Origin of the sequence: Thalassobaculum sp. (assembly GCF_040219615.1) — a bacterium.
GTDB lineage: Bacteria > Pseudomonadota > Alphaproteobacteria > Thalassobaculales > Thalassobaculaceae > Thalassobaculum_A.
This window is the reverse complement of sequence record NZ_JAVJSE010000008.1, coordinates 74,200-88,156: the sequence shown is the minus strand read 5'-3', so window position 1 is coordinate 88,156 and position 13,957 is coordinate 74,200. Positions and strand designations below refer to the sequence as shown.

Here is a 13,957-nt window from a genome sequence, read left to right as displayed (position 1 = left end):
ACGGAAAGCGCCGGGCGGGAATAGGGCCTTTTTCCGCGCCGACGCTTGGGCTAACGGTAGTCTCCTTCTCCGATTGCGGGTGCCGGCGCCATGGCCGCGACGATCTATCTGCTCCGACACGGCGAGACCACCTGGAACCGGAGCGGCCGGCTGCAGGGCCAGCTCGACGCGCCGCTGACCCGGCTCGGCCTCGCCCAGGTCGACGCCGCCGGCCGCGCCCTCGCCGGGTTCCTCAACGGGACCGGCTTCCGGATGGTTGCGAGCCCGCTCGGCCGCACCCGGCAGTCGGCCGCCGTGGTCGCCGAGCATCTCGGCGTCGACTACGAGGCGATCGCCTGGGACGACCGGCTGAAGGAGATCACGCTGGGCGACTTCGACGGCGTGCCCGGCTGGCACGCCATCGACCACGCCCACCCGGAGGAAGCCGCGCGGCGCAACGCCGACCCGTGGAACTACCGCTATCCGAACGGCGAGAGCAGCCAGGACGTGCAGGACCGGGTGCGGCCGTTCCTGGCCGAGTGCCATGCCGCCGGCGGCGTCCACGTGGTGGTGGCGCACGGCGTGGTCAACAAGGTCATGCGCGGCCTGTATCTCGGCCTGACCCGCGAGCAGACCTTCGCCCTCGACCGACCGCAGGACGCCTTCCACCGGCTGGAAGCCGGCACCGAGGCGCGGATCGAGGTGGCGGTGCCGGACAGCCCGCGGGCGGAGACGACGGTGTAGGCTGGCGGCCGCGCCCGGACGGGCGGCTCAGCGCGGGGCAGTCGGCGCCGCGACCAGCCGCCAGGCGGCGACGCAGCGGCGGCGGAATTCGGGATCCTCGTGCCGGCCGGCCGCGATGTCGGCCGCGACGCAGGCCGAGGGATCGCCGACTGGCTGCAACAGCGGGTCGTCGCCGGCGGAGCGGAGCAGCTTTGCCGCCACCGCCACCGGCGGGTCGGGAAACGCCGCCAGCGCGTCCAGAGACGGCCGGAAGGCGCTGCGCCGGGTCAGCTCGGTGACCTGGTCGGACGCCACCGCCGGTTCGGCCCCGCCGGTCGGGTAGACCACGATCAGCGGGAAGAACGCCGCCAGCCGCGGAAAGACGGAATTGCGGAACACCTCGGCGCCCCAGTAGCGCCGGGCGATGTCGGCGAAATGCGCGTAGTCGCGGACCGCCACCATGTCGACCCCGGCGGCCGGCAGCACCTCGACCGGCGGCTTGCTCGGCACCACGGTGTCGTTGGCGACGTCGACATACCAGGCGCCGAGCTGCATGGCGTTCTGGAAGTAGGTGTTCCTCAGCACGCCCCAGGTCTTCTTGCCGACACCGCCGCTGCGGATGAAGGTCGAGATCGCCGCCTCCATCGGGTCGCGCGGGGCGTTGACCCGCTCCAGCAGCAGGGCCAGCACGGCGTCGCGGATCTCGCGGCAGCGCCCCAGCGGATACGGCTTGCCGTTGAACGACGGATGGCGGGCCGCCATCCCCGGGTCGACCTCGCGCCGAAGACCCTCGAAATACGCCGTCAGGGCGGCGGGATCGCCGATGTGTTCCGCGGTCAGGGCCGCCTGCCGGTCGTCGACCGGGGCCGGCGCCAGCGGCAGCAGCGGGTCGGTCACGCGGTGCCGGCCGCCACCGGCCGCCGCACCGTCCGAACGTCGCCGACCTTCTCGAGCGTGCGCGCCCGGAAGTCGGCGAGCCTCTCCTCCGCCACCGCCATGTGGAAGGCGTTGGCGTGCAGGATTCTCTGCCCCCCGACCATGAACGCGACATGGCCGGGCCAGCACAGCACGTCGCCGGGGCGCGCCGCCTCGACGCCGCCCTCGACCGGCTCGCCCAGCCCGGCCGCCTGCATGTCGCTGTCGCGCGGGGCGGCGATGCCGGCGCGGGCCAGCGCCAGCTGCACCAGGGCCGAGCAGTCGAGCCCGGTCGACGACCGACCGCCCCAGGCGTAGGGCGCGCCGAGGAAACGCCGGGCGGTGGCGATCCAGTCGTGGGCGGTGGCGACCATCGGGCACAGATGCCGGGTCCAGAGGTAGCCGCCGGGTCCCTCCGCGGTATCGGCCAGCCGCGACCAGCCGTCGTCGCGGGTCTCGGCGACCGCCACCGGGCTGGTCATGTGCAGCAGGGCGCGGGGCGTCAGCTTCAGGTCCGGCCCGTCGAACAGATAGCTGCGCAGCGCCGACACCCGGTGGGTCGGTTCAGCCGCCGGCGCGCCGAGCGCAGCCTCGCGGACATAGCCGACATAGCCGTCGACCCGGTTCTGCACCCAGGCCCAGCCGCCGGCCCGCTCGATCACGTCGACCGCCTCGCCGTACAGCAGCTCGGTCGCCTGCCGGGCGTCGTCGCGCGGCTGCTCCCTGACCGACGCGGTGCCGGCCGCGATCCGCGCCGGCGTCGGATCGGCGAATTGCGCCGCATCGACCTGGCCCCGCAGGCCGGCGGCCGCGAGGTCCGGCCGCCAGGCGTGCAGCCGCGGGTCCAGCGGTCTGGCGGCATCCGCCTCGGCCGTCATGAGTTCAGCTCCTTGATGGCGTCGTCCAGGCCGCCGAGGGTGAGCGGGTACATCCGCTTCTCCATCAGGTCCTGCACCATCGCCACCGACTGGGTGTATTTCCAGAACCGCTCCTGCACCGGGTTCAGCCAGACCGAGCGCCGGAAATGCGAGACCAGCCGCTGGATCCACAGACCGCCGGGCTCGGCGTTCATGTGCTCGACGCTGCCGCCGGCGACCGCGATCTCGTAGGGGCTCATGGCGGCATCGCCGACAAACACCGCCTTGTAGTCGGGCCCGAAGGTGTGCAGCACCTCCAGGGTGTCGATGCGCTCGACGTGGCGGCGCCGGTTGTCCTTCCACAGCCGCTCGTAGGGGCAGTTGTGGAAGTAGAAGTACTCCAGGTGCTTGAACTCGGTGCGGGCGGCCGAGAACAGCTCCTCGCACAGCTTGACGTAGGGGTCCATGGAGCCGCCGACGTCGAGGAACAGCACGACGTTGACGACGTTGCGGCGCTCGGCCTGCATCTGCAGGTCCAGCCAGCCGCCGTTCTTGGCGGTCTGGCGGATGGTGCCGTCCAGGTCGAGTTCGTCCGGCCGGCCGTGGCGCGCGAACTTCCGCAGCTTGCGCAGCGCCACCTTGATGTTGCGGGTGCCGATCTCGACGCTGTCGTCGAGGTTGCGGTACTCGCGCTTGTCCCAGACCTTGACCGCCCGGTTGTTGCGGTTGCCGTCCTGGCCGATCCGCACGCCCTCGGGGTTGTAGCCGTAGGCGCCGTAGGGCGAGGTGCCGGCGGTGCCGATCCACTTCGAGCCGCCCTGGTGCCGGCCCTTCTGCTCCTCCAGGCGCTGCTTCAGGGTCTCCATCAGCTGGTCCCAGCCGCCCATGGCCTCGACCTTGGCCATCTCCTCGGGCGTCAGGTTCAGCTCCGCCATCTTCCGCAGCCATTCCTCGGGCAGGTCCTTGCCGAACAGCTCGTCGAGCGCCTCCAGCCCCTGGAAGACGTGGCCGAACACCTTGTCGAAACGGTCGAGGTGACGCTCGTCCTTCACCAGGGCGGAGCGCGAGAGATAGTAGAAGTGGTCGACCGACCACGCCGCCAGCCCGGCCTTCACCGCCTCCAGCAGCGTGAGGTACTCGGTCAGCGAGACCGGCACCTGGGCCTCGCGCAGGGCGTAGAAGAACCGCGTGAACATGCTGACTCTTGTGACCGTGGCCGGTCCGGCGGTCAAGCGGTCCCGGTGAAACAAATGATACACTGCGCCCCGCACTCGGGCGCACCGACGAAACAATACCGCGTCAAGTTCCGGCCTTCCCGACGGCAACCACGCCGTCCCACTCCGAAGCGGGAGACACCCGATGACTATACGCGACGCCCGCGGCGAGCCGGTCTCCGCCGCCAGCACCGCCAGCCTCGCCGCCTTCGAGGCGGGACTGACGCAGTTCAACACCTACATGGACGACCCGGTCGCCACGATCGACACCGCGCTCGCCGAGCAGCCGGACTTCGTGATGGGCCATGTCCTCAAGGCCGAACTGATGATCTCGGCCTGGGAACGCAGCATGTCCGGGGCGATACGATCGGCCTGCGACTCCCTGGCCGCCCTGCGCGACAAGGCCAACGCCCGCGAGCGCGGCCATATCGCGGCGATCGCGGCCTGGGCCGACGGCGACTGGGCCGGCTACAAGCGACAGCTCGACCTGGTCTGCATGGAGCATCCACGCGACCTGCTGGCCCTGCAGGCCGGGCATCTGTCCGATTTCTACCATGGCGACCGCGAGAACCTGCGAGGCCGCGTGGCCCGGGCCCTGCCGTCCTGGAGCGCCGACCTGCCCGGCTACTCCTACGTCCTCGGGATGCTCGCGTTCGGGCTCGAGGAAGCCGGCGACTACGGCCGCGCCGAGGAGACCGGCCGCCACGCCCTGGCGCTGCAGCCCGACGACGGCTGGGCACAGCACGCCGTCGCCCACGTCCTGGAGATGCAGGCCCGACAGCCCGAGGCAATCGCCTTCATGGAAGCCGGCGCCGACCGCTGGGGTCGCCCCGGCAACGCGTTCGCCTTCCACAACTGGTGGCATACCGCGCTGTACAACCTGGACCAGGGCCGGATCGACCGGGCGCTGGAAATCTATGACACCTGCATCCGTCCGGCACCGTCGGAGATGCAGCTGGAGCTGGTCGACGCGGTCGCCTTCTTGTGGCGCCTGCACCTGCGGGGCATCGACGTCGGCGACCGCTGGACCGGCATCGCCGAGATCTACGCCCGGACCGGCGAGGAGGGCTTCTACGTCTTCAACGACATGCACGCGATGATGGCCTATGCCGCGACCGGCCGGCACGGCGACGCCGACCGGCTGCTGGCCGAGGTCGAGCGTCAGGCCCTCGCCCGGGGGACCAACGGCGACATGGCCCGCGCGGTCGGGCTGCCGGTGATCGCGGCGGTGCACGCCTTCGGCCGGGGCGACTTCGCCGGGGCCACCGACCTGCTGCTGCCGATCCGCACGCGGACCTATCCGTTCGGCGGCAGTCACGCCCAGCGCGACATCGTCCAGCGCACGCTGATCGAGGCGGCGCACCGCGCCAGGCGAACGGCGCTGGCGACCGGCCTGCTGCAGGAGCGGGTATTCCTGAAGCCGGCCTGCCCGTTCAGCTGGAACTGGCTGGAGCGGGTCAGGGGAGGCAACGACACGGCCGTGCGCGCGGTGGCATGACGACGGGCCGGGCCGACGACCACCGGCCGGCCCGGCCTTCTCCTACTGTGCCTTCAGCGCCTTCTCGATGGCGGCTCGGTGACTGAACAGCTTGGAGGTCACCGGGACCGCCCCCTCGTCGCCGCATTCGCGCTTCTTCGGCTCGGCGGTCGCGGCCGCCTCGGCCATGTAGTGGTCGAGGAAGCCGATGTCGTCGTCGTCGGCGCCGAGTTCGCGCAGGTTGTCCCGGACCAGATTGCGGAAATAGTCGGCCTCCTTCGCGTCGCCGCCGCAGACCGGGATCGACGCCACGATGTAGCCGGCCTGGTCGGCATAGGCGCGCATCGCCTCCGGGGCGGCCTCGGTCAGCTTGCCGGCGGCTGCCGGTCCCGCGGCCGCGATCGTCAGCAGGGCCGCCAGCGCGGCGGTGCGCAGGCCGCTCATGCCCGGCCCTCCCGGCGTGCCAGGAACGCCAGCCGCTCGAACAGGTGGACGTCCTGCTCGTTCTTCAGCAGGGCGCCGTACAGCGGCGGGATCAGGTCCTTCTTGTCGGTCACCTTCAGGGCCTCCGGCGGAATGTCCTCGACCACCAGCAGCTTGATCCAGTCCAGCAGCTCCGAGGTCGACGGCTTCTTCTTCAGGCCCGGCACCTCGCGGATCTCGTAGAAGGCCGTCAGGGCGGCGTGCAGCAGCTGCTTCTTCAGGTTCGGGAAATGCACGTCGACGATCCGCTCCATGGTCTCGGTGTCCGGAAAGCGGATGTAGTGGAAGAAGCAGCGGCGCAGGAAGGCGTCCGGCAGCTCCTTCTCGTTGTTCGAGGTGATCAGCACGATCGGCCGATGCCGGGCGGCCACGGTCTCGCGGGTCTCGTAGACGTGGAATTCCATGCGGTCGAGCTCGAGCAGCAGATCGTTCGGGAACTCGATGTCGGCCTTGTCGATCTCGTCGATCAGCAGCACCGCCTGCTCGTCGGCGGCGAAGGCGTTCCACAGCTTGCCGCGGTGGATGTAGTTGGCGATGTCCCGGACCCGCTCGTCGCCGAGCTGACCGTCGCGCAACCGCGCCACCGCATCGTACTCGTACAGCCCGTGCTGGGCCTTGGTGGTCGACTTGATGTGCCACTCGATCAGTGGCTTGCCGAGCGCGGTGGCGATCTCGCGCGCCAGCACGGTCTTGCCGGTTCCGGGCTCGCCCTTCACCAGCAGCGGCCGGCCGAGCGCCACCGCGGCGTTGACCGCGACCATCAGGTCCTCGGTCGCGACGTAGCGCTCGGTACCCTCGAAACGCCCGGTCGTCATGGAGATCGGCTCGCTCATCACACCTCTCGACTCAGCAACTCGTCCTCGAATGGAAACGCCGACAGCAGCTCGTATCCGTCGCGGGTCACGCGGACCTGCTGCTCCAGCTTGACGCCCTCGCCGCCCTGCGCGCCACCGATATAGGCTTCGACGCACAGCGTCATGTTCTCCTCGAGCACGGCGTCGTAGCCATGGTCCTGCATGTCCCTGCCGTGAAGGATGTACGGGTACTCGCCGGTCAGCCCGACGCCGTGCATCAGCACGAAGTAGCGGCGCTCCCAGAACTCGTCCGGTACCGGCCATGCCGCCTCGGCGATCTCGCGCGAGCTGCGGCCGGCCTTCACCAGCTCGACATCGTGGTGGATCTGCTCCCAGGCCGTGCGGTACAGCCGGCGCTGCTCGTCCGACGGCTTGCCCGGTCCGGAGAAGAAGGTGCGCGAGAAATCGGCGTAGATGCCGTAGGGCCCGACCACGTCGGTGTCGAGCGCCACCAGCTCGTTCGCCTCGATCACCCGCGGCGACGATTCCTGGTACCAGGGATTGGTGCGCGGCCCGGAGTTCAGCAGCCGGGTCTCGACGTAGTCGGCGTCGTCGGCGATCACGCTGCGGTGCAGCTCGGCCCACACCTGGTTCTCGCTGGCGCCCGGCCGGATCGCGTCGCGCAGGGCGTGCACGCCCTTCTCCACGACCCGCAGCGACGCCTTCATCATGGCGATCTCGGCATCCGTCTTGCGGGCACGGGCGCGCTCGACCGGCTCCTGGGCGTCGCATAGCACGAAGCCCTCGGCGGCGAGCGCCTCCGCGGCCAGGTGCTGGACCGGCTCGATGCCGATCCGCCGCGCCTCCGGCACCGCCGCGCGGATCGCCGCCGCCAGTTCGCGCGCCCAGGCCCGAGCCTTGTCGTCGCGATGGTCGCCGGCTGCGACATAGGACACCGTGGTCGCCTCGCACACCCGGTCGACCACCGGGCCGGCGGCCGCCAGATGGCCGGCACCGTGGAACTCGTAGACCGTCACCGGCCCCTCGACCGGGACCAGGGCGTAGCGCGCCGGGTTGCGGGCCGTGAAGATCTGCATGTTGCGGGTGCCGGTGGCGAAGCGCAGGTTGACCGGGTCCAGCAGAACCACGGCGTCCAGGTCGCGGGCCGCCATCTCGGCCCGCAGCCGGGCCAGCCGGGCCCGGGTCACCGCGGCCTCGTCGATCGCCACCCCGTCCACGACCGCCGGCGCCGCGCGCTGCGGCAGCACGCGGCCAGCCTGCAACGGGCCGGGCGTGACGGCGCCTGTCGGGCCGGCAGGGTTCATCGCGGCGTCTCCACGGTCCGTGGCGGCACAGCAGGCGAGAGTGACCCGGCGACCGGCATGCGGCAACCCCTCGCCCCGTGCAGCACCGCTCAGGCCGCGGCCGGAGCCTTGGCGAGCTCGGCCTCGATGGCGTCGAGGGCGGCTTGGGTGGCCGCCGCGTCGGGACCGCCGGCCTGCGCCATGTCCGGGCGGCCGCCGCCGCCCTTGCCGCCGAGCGCCGCCGAGCCGACCCGCACCAGGTCGACCGCGCTGATCCGGCCGGTCAGGTCGTCGGTCACGCCGACCACCAGGGACGCCTTGCCGTCCTCGGCGCTGGCGACCGCCACCACGCCCGAGCCGATCTCCTTCTTCAGGGCGTCGGCCAGCCCCTTTAGCTCGCGCGCCGGCACGCCGTCGAGCGCGCGGGCCGCGTAGGTCAGCCCGGCCACCGACTTGGTCGCCGCCCCGGCACCGCCGCCGGACGCCAGCTTCTTGCGGGTCTCGACCAGCTCGCGCTCCAGCCGCCGACGCTCCTCCAGCAGGGCATGGACCCGCGCCGGGACATCCTCGACCGTCGTCTTCAGCTCGGCCGCCGCCTCCGAGAGCGCCGCCTCGCGCCCGACGATCCAGGCCAGCGCGCCGGCGCCGGTGACCGCCTCGATGCGGCGCACGCCGGCCGCCACCGCACCCTCGCCGACGATCTTGAACAGGCCGATGTCGCCGGTGCGCCGGACATGGGTGCCGCCGCACAGCTCGATCGACCAGGCCGCCCGGTTGGCGCTCACCGGGGCGCCGCCCATCGACACCACCCGGACCTCGTCGCCGTACTTCTCGCCGAACAGCGCCATCGCGCCCTTGTCGATGGCCGCCTGCGGGGTCATCAGCTGGGTCGACACCTCGGAGTTGCCGCGCACCCGGCGATTCACCTCGGCCTCGACCCAGGCCAGGTCCTCGCGGGCGATCGACGCCTGGTGGCTGAAGTCGAAGCGCAGCCGCTCGGGCGCCACCATCGAGCCCTTCTGGGCGACATGCTCGCCGAGCCGCTGGCGCAGCGCCTCGTGCATCAGGTGCGTAGCCGAGTGGTTGGCCCGGATGCTGTCGCGGCGCTCGTCGTCGACCGTCAGTTCGACCGCGTCGCCGACCTTCAGCACCGCCCCGGACAGCACGCCGCGGTGCACGAACACGTCGCCGAGCTTGCGCTGGGTGTCGACGACCGCGACCGTCGCCCCGCCGGTCGAGCGGATGCTGCCGCTGTCGCCCACCTGGCCGCCGGACTCGCCGTAGAACGGGGTCTGGTTCACGACCACCAGGACCTCCGCCCCCGGCGCCGCCGTGTCGGCCGGCTTGCCGTCGACCAGCAGCGCGGTCACGACGCCCTCGGCGCGGGTGGTGTCATAGCCCAGGAACTCGCTCGCCCCGGCCTTCTCGCGCACCCCGAACCAGACCGCGTCGGTCGCCGCCTCGCCGGACCCGGCCCAGGCCTTGCGGGCGGCCGCCCGCTGGCGCTCCATCGCCACCTCGAAGCCGGCCTGGTCGAGGGTCCTGCCCTGGCCGCGCAGGATGTCGGCGGTCAGGTCGACCGGAAAGCCGTAGGTGTCGTAGAGCTTGAACGCGACCTCGCCGGACAGCGGCTGGCCGCCGCCGAGCCTGTCGGTCGCCTCCTCCAGGTGCTTCAGGCCGCGCCCGAGGGTCTCCTTGAAGCGGGTCTCCTCCAGCTGCAGGGTGCCGGTGATCAGCGCCTGCGCCCGCCCGAGTTCCGGATAGGCCTCGCCCATCGCCCGCACCAGCGGCGGCACCAGCCGGTGCATGAGCGGCTCGAGGCAGCCCATCATGTGGGCGTGCCGCATGGCCCGCCGCATGATCCGGCGCAGCACGTAGCCGCGGCCCTCGTTCGACGGCAGCACGCCGTCGGCGATCAGGAAGGAACTGGCCCGCAGGTGGTCGGCGATCACCCGGTGCGACACCTTGAACGGCCCGTCGGGGTCGGTGCTGGAGGCGTGCGCCGACGCCTCGATCAGGCCGCGCATGGTGTCGGTGTCGTAGTTGTCGTGCTTGCCCTGCAGCACCGCCGCGATGCGCTCCAGCCCCATGCCGGTGTCGATCGACGGCCGCGGCAGGTTGCGGCGCTCGGCCCTGGTGACCTGCTCGAACTGCATGAACACCAGGTTCCAGATCTCGATGAACCGGTCGCCGTCCTCGTCGGGCGAGCCCGGCGGCCCGCCGGGGATGCCCTCGCCGTGGTCGAAGAAGATCTCCGAGCACGGTCCGCACGGGCCGGTATCGCCCATCGCCCAGAAGTTGTCGGAGGTCGCGATCCGGATGATCCGCTCGTCCGGCAGTCCGGCGACCTCGCGCCACAGCGCCGCCGCTTCCTCGTCCTCGCTGTACACCGTCACCAGCAGCCGGTCCTTCGGCAGCCCGAACTCGCTGGTGATCAGCTTCCAGGCATACTCGATGGCGTTCTCCTTGAAGTAGTCGCCGAACGAGAAGTTGCCGAGCATCTCGAAGAAGGTGTGGTGGCGCGCCGTGTAGCCGACATTCTCCAGGTCGTTGTGCTTGCCGCCGGCGCGCACGCATTTCTGGGCGGTGGTGGCGCGGCTGTAGTCGCGGGTCTCGGCGCCGGTGAACAGGTTCTTGAACTGCACCATGCCCGAGTTGGCGAACATCAGGGTCGGGTCGTTGCGCGGCACCAGCGGCGACGATTCGACGATCGTGTGGCCGTTGGTCGCGAAATAGTCGAGGAACGCGCGTCGGATCTCGTTCGTGGTCGCCATGGCGAATCTCCAGCCTGCCCAGCCCCGGCGGCCCAGCGCCGGCAGCCATGCTCTCGGCATGCGAAAGCGCGGTCCCACCGGACCGCGCCCCCGCCTCGGAAAGCCCCCGCTTTTAGCGACGCACCGCCCGGCTGTCCAGGGAACGCGATGTCGCTCCCGGCCAGCCGCCGGCGTCGGCCTCAGTCGTCGGTCGCGCCCTCGCCCGGATCCGGGTCGCCGACCAGCATGGCGTCGGCCACCAGGCCGGCATTCGCGCGGATCTTACTCTCGATCGCCTGGGCCACGTCCGGGTTCTGCTTCAGGAAGTTCTTGGCGTTCTCGCGGCCCTGGCCGATGCGGTTGCCGTCATAGGAGAACCAGGCGCCCGACTTCTCGACAATGCTGGCGTTCACCCCGAGGTCCAGTAGTTCGCCGGTCTTCGACACGCCCTGGCCATACATGATGTCGAACTCGATGACCCGGAACGGCGGCGCCAGCTTGTTCTTGACGACCTTCACCCGGGTCTGGTTGCCGACCACCTCGTCGCGGTCCTTGATGGCGCCGATGCGGCGAATGTCGAGCCGGACCGAAGCGTAGAACTTCAGGGCGTTGCCGCCGGTGGTGGTCTCCGGGTTGCCGAACATCACGCCGATCTTCTGGCGGATCTGGTTGATGAAGATCACCATGCAGCGCGACTTCGAGATCGAGCCGGTCAGCTTGCGCAGCGCCTGGCTCATCAGCCGGGCCTGCAGACCGACATGGGTGTCGCCCATCTCGCCCTCGAGCTCGGCCCGCGGCACCAGGGCCGCCACCGAGTCGATCACCAGCACGTCGATCGCCCCGGAGCGCACCAGGGTGTCGGCGATCTCGAGAGCCTGCTCGCCGGCGTCCGGCTGCGAGATCAGCAGCTCGTCGACGTCGACCCCGAGCTTGCGGGCATAGATCGGGTCGAGGGCGTGCTCGGCATCGATGAAGGCGCAGGTGCCGCCGGCCTTCTGGGCCTCAGCCACCACGTGCAGCGCCAGCGTGGTCTTGCCGGAGCTTTCCGGCCCGTAGATCTCGACGATGCGGCCTCGCGGCAGGCCGCCGATCCCGAGGGCGATGTCGAGCCCGAGCGAGCCGGTCGATACCGTGTCGATCTCGACCGCGCCCTCGCGCGCGCCGAGCTTCATCACCGAGCCCTTGCCGAACGCGCGCTCGATCTGGCCGAGCGCGGCCTCCAGTGCCTTGGACTTGTCCATGCCGTCCTTCTCGATCAGTCGCAGCGCCGCGGTCATCGGCAGGCCTCCTTCTATCGCGGGGCACCCGGCGCGGCAACGGGGGGCATCCGGAACTCGGGCCGGGCCGGTCGAAACCGGCGCTCAGCCGCCGCGCCGGACCAATCGTACTTACTTTGTTCTCATCTGCAAGCTGATTTTCGCGTTTTGTTCACGCCTAAATCCAGGATTCCAACCCCATGGTTAACTCAAGATATGGGGACGGACGATCCGACCGCCCGCTTGACCGCCACCGCGAGCTGCTTGAGCGAGAACGGTTTCGGCAGGAACGCGACGCCGTCGGCCCCGACGATTCGCTGTCGCAGGGCGTCTTCCGAGTAGCCCGAGATACAGACCACCGGCAGGCCCGGGCGGGTCTCCCGGACCTTGCGGAACAACGTCGGCCCGTCGATTCCCGGCATCACCACGTCGGTGATCAGCAGGTCGAGGTCCGGCGCCTCGCGTTCCAGCAGCTCGAGGGCCGCCTCGCCGGAGCGCGCCTCGATCACGTGGTAGCCCTTGCTGCGCAGCGCCCGGGCCGCGAACAGCCGGACCGGATCCTCGTCCTCGACCAGCATCACGGTACCGGTTCCCGACAGGTCGGAATCGAACCGGGCTTCGCCCGACTCGGCGGCAGCGGCGATCTCGCCGGACCAGGCCGGCAGGTAGATCGAGAAGGTCGTGCCGGCGCCGACGGTGCTGTCGACGAACAGGTGGCCGCCGAACTGCTTCACGATGCCGAACGCGGTCGACAGGCCGAGCCCGGTTCCCTGTCCGACCTCCTTGGTGGTGAAGAACGGCTCGAAGATCCGGGCCAGATTCTCCTCCGGGATGCCGGTGCCGGCGTCGACCACGTCGATCAGGACGTACTCGCCCGGCGGCATCGCCTCCTCGCCCTGGCGCAGCGGCTTGACCGTCGCGACCAGGGAGGTCTGCATCCGGATCACCCCGCCGGTCGGCATGGCGTCGCGGGCATTCACCACCAGGTTGATGATCACCTGCTCGAGCTGGCCGACGTCGGCCTTGACCGGCTTCAGGTCGCGGCCGTGCACCAGCTCCAGGGTGACGGTCTCGCCGATCAGCCGGCGCAGCAGATGCGAAAGGTCAGCCAGCGTCTCGGTGATGTCGATCACCCGCGGGATCAGGGTCTGCTGGCGCGAGAACGCCAGCAGCTGCCGCACCAGGTTGGCCGCCCGGTTGGCGTTCTGCTTGATCTGCATGACGTCGGCGAAGGACTGGTCGCCGGGACGGTGGCGCTGCAGCAGCAGGTCGCAGAACCCGGTCATCGCGGTCAGCAGGTTGTTGAAGTCGTGGGCCACCCCACCGGCCAGCTGGCCGACCGCCTGCATCTTCTGCGACTGCACGAACTGCGTCTCGAGGATGCGGCGCTGGGTGATGTCGATCGCATACACGATCGCCCCGGGCCCGGCCATCCCCGCCTGCCCGCCGTCACCCTGGCGACGCACGAACAGCGAGACATAGGCCTCGGCCTCGGCCCCGAGCCCGGCCTCGACCTGCTCGTCCGCGGCGGTCGACTGCAGCGCGGCGGCGACCCGGTCGCGGTCGACCGGGCTGATGCAGTCGAGAAAGGCCGTCCCGGCCAGGGCATCGGCCCGGTCGAATCCCGCAAGCCGCCCGAAATAACGGTTGTGGCCGGTCACCCGGCCGTCCCGGTCGAGCTGGACGACGCCGACCGGCGCATCGCGCATCACCGACGCGATCCGCGCCTCCGAACCGGTCGCCGCGCTACCGTTGCCGGTTCCCGGCAGCTGCCGCAGGCTGACCCGGAAGCCTTCCTCCCCCAGTTCGAAGGTCGGGAGGACGGTCGGGTGCTCGCCGGCGATCGCCTCGCCCTCGATCGGCCGGCCGGTCGCCTCGGGCGCTGCCCGTATACGCAGGGCCTGCAGGCGCAGGCGGGCCAGCGCCCGGCCGCCGCCGGTCTCGGCCTCGTCCCCTAGCCAGTCCCGCAGCGGCCCGGAGAACGAGGCCAGCCTGCCGTCCTGGTCGAGATCGATCCGCACCGCCGTCGCGCCGTCGGACGCCGGCGCGGCCGCACCCGCGACCGCCGGTTCCGAACCGGGCGTGTCCGCGCGGCGCGGCGCCGGGACCGGACCGGACCGGCCGCGGTACCACCAGGCGAGGCCGCCGCCGACGACCGCGCCCAGGGCGGCCGTCGCAGCCGATGCGACGAGATCCATCACG

11 protein-coding genes are annotated in these 13,957 nt (G+C 71.0%); 2 read left to right on the top strand and 9 right to left on the bottom strand.

Going from position 1 to position 13,957, the window contains the following annotated elements; translation table 11 throughout:
- Nucleotides 1–90: 90 nt before the first annotated feature.
- A complete protein-coding gene (locus RIC31_RS03495) occupies nt 91–723 on the top strand; it encodes a histidine phosphatase family protein (protein ID WP_350103187.1) in 633 nt (210 codons plus the stop codon).
- Nucleotides 724–750: 27 nt separating this feature from the next.
- On the opposite strand, the gene RIC31_RS03490 is transcribed toward RIC31_RS03495, so the two are convergent.
- The 3 genes from RIC31_RS03490 to RIC31_RS03480 are packed head-to-tail and all read right to left on the bottom strand — an operon-like array spanning nt 751 to nt 3,670.
- A complete protein-coding gene (locus tag RIC31_RS03490; protein WP_350103186.1) occupies nt 751–1,599 on the bottom strand; it encodes a hypothetical protein in 849 nt (282 codons plus the stop codon).
- On the bottom strand, nt 1,596–2,495 hold the full coding sequence (locus RIC31_RS03485) for a C40 family peptidase (RefSeq protein ID WP_350103185.1): 900 nt from the start codon (nt 2,493–2,495) through the stop codon (nt 1,596–1,598). The genes RIC31_RS03490 and RIC31_RS03485 overlap by 4 nt, the downstream gene beginning before the upstream one ends.
- Nucleotides 2,492–3,670 (bottom strand): vWA domain-containing protein, encoded by a 1,179-nt coding sequence (locus RIC31_RS03480; protein WP_350103184.1) that lies wholly within the window; start codon nt 3,668–3,670, stop codon nt 2,492–2,494. Before RIC31_RS03480 ends, RIC31_RS03485 begins: the two co-directional genes overlap by 4 nt.
- Nucleotides 3,671–3,833: 163 nt before the next feature.
- On the opposite strand from RIC31_RS03480, the gene RIC31_RS03475 reads away from it, so the two are divergent.
- Nucleotides 3,834–5,186 carry a tetratricopeptide repeat protein gene (locus RIC31_RS03475; protein ID WP_350103183.1) on the top strand — a complete coding sequence of 451 codons (1,353 nt, stop codon included), beginning with the start codon at nt 3,834–3,836 and terminating at the stop codon, nt 5,184–5,186.
- A gap of 42 nt (nt 5,187–5,228) precedes the next feature.
- On the opposite strand, the gene RIC31_RS03470 is transcribed toward RIC31_RS03475, so the two are convergent.
- The 6 genes from RIC31_RS03470 to RIC31_RS03445 all read right to left on the bottom strand — a co-directional run bounded on the left by RIC31_RS03470 (nt 5,229) and on the right by RIC31_RS03445 (nt 13,953).
- A complete protein-coding gene (locus RIC31_RS03470) occupies nt 5,229–5,609 on the bottom strand; it encodes a hypothetical protein (RefSeq protein WP_350103182.1) in 381 nt (126 codons plus the stop codon).
- Nucleotides 5,606–6,481: an AAA family ATPase gene (locus RIC31_RS03465; RefSeq protein ID WP_350103181.1), complete on the bottom strand. Its 876-nt coding sequence runs from the start codon at nt 6,479–6,481 to the stop codon at nt 5,606–5,608. Before RIC31_RS03465 ends, RIC31_RS03470 begins: the two co-directional genes overlap by 4 nt.
- Complete coding sequence (locus RIC31_RS03460; RefSeq protein WP_350103180.1) at nt 6,481–7,767, bottom strand: M24 family metallopeptidase; 1,287 nt, start codon at nt 7,765–7,767, stop codon at nt 6,481–6,483. Before RIC31_RS03460 ends, RIC31_RS03465 begins: the two co-directional genes overlap by 1 nt.
- An 89-nt stretch (nt 7,768–7,856) precedes the next feature.
- Nucleotides 7,857–10,520 carry an alanine--tRNA ligase gene (gene alaS, locus RIC31_RS03455; RefSeq protein ID WP_350103179.1) on the bottom strand — a complete coding sequence of 888 codons (2,664 nt, stop codon included), beginning with the start codon at nt 10,518–10,520 and terminating at the stop codon, nt 7,857–7,859.
- Nucleotides 10,521–10,699: 179 nt separating this feature from the next.
- A complete protein-coding gene (recA, locus tag RIC31_RS03450; RefSeq protein ID WP_350103178.1) occupies nt 10,700–11,776 on the bottom strand; it encodes a recombinase RecA in 1,077 nt (358 codons plus the stop codon).
- 188 nt (nt 11,777–11,964) lie between these two features.
- Complete coding sequence (locus RIC31_RS03445) at nt 11,965–13,953, bottom strand: response regulator (protein ID WP_350103177.1); 1,989 nt, start codon at nt 13,951–13,953, stop codon at nt 11,965–11,967.
- Between the last annotated feature and the right edge of the window lie 4 nt (nt 13,954–13,957).

Bases quoted from the DNA above. Each gene is read 5' to 3' on its own strand.
- alaS (WP_350103179.1), bottom strand. From the start codon at position 10,520: ATGGCGACCACGAACGAGATCCGACGCGCGTTCCTCGACTATTTCGCG.
- RIC31_RS03475 (WP_350103183.1), top strand. From the start codon at position 3,834: ATGACTATACGCGACGCCCGCGGCGAGCCGGTCTCCGCCGCCAGCACC.
- RIC31_RS03480 (WP_350103184.1), bottom strand. From the start codon at position 3,670: ATGTTCACGCGGTTCTTCTACGCCCTGCGCGAGGCCCAGGTGCCGGTC.
- RIC31_RS03495 (WP_350103187.1), top strand. From the start codon at position 91: ATGGCCGCGACGATCTATCTGCTCCGACACGGCGAGACCACCTGGAAC.
- recA (WP_350103178.1), bottom strand. From the start codon at position 11,776: ATGACCGCGGCGCTGCGACTGATCGAGAAGGACGGCATGGACAAGTCC.
- RIC31_RS03460 (WP_350103180.1), bottom strand. From the start codon at position 7,767: ATGAACCCTGCCGGCCCGACAGGCGCCGTCACGCCCGGCCCGTTGCAG.
- RIC31_RS03470 (WP_350103182.1), bottom strand. From the start codon at position 5,609: ATGAGCGGCCTGCGCACCGCCGCGCTGGCGGCCCTGCTGACGATCGCG.
- RIC31_RS03445 (WP_350103177.1), bottom strand. From the start codon at position 13,953: ATGGATCTCGTCGCATCGGCTGCGACGGCCGCCCTGGGCGCGGTCGTC.
- RIC31_RS03465 (WP_350103181.1), bottom strand. From the start codon at position 6,481: ATGAGCGAGCCGATCTCCATGACGACCGGGCGTTTCGAGGGTACCGAG.
- RIC31_RS03485 (WP_350103185.1), bottom strand. From the start codon at position 2,495: ATGACGGCCGAGGCGGATGCCGCCAGACCGCTGGACCCGCGGCTGCAC.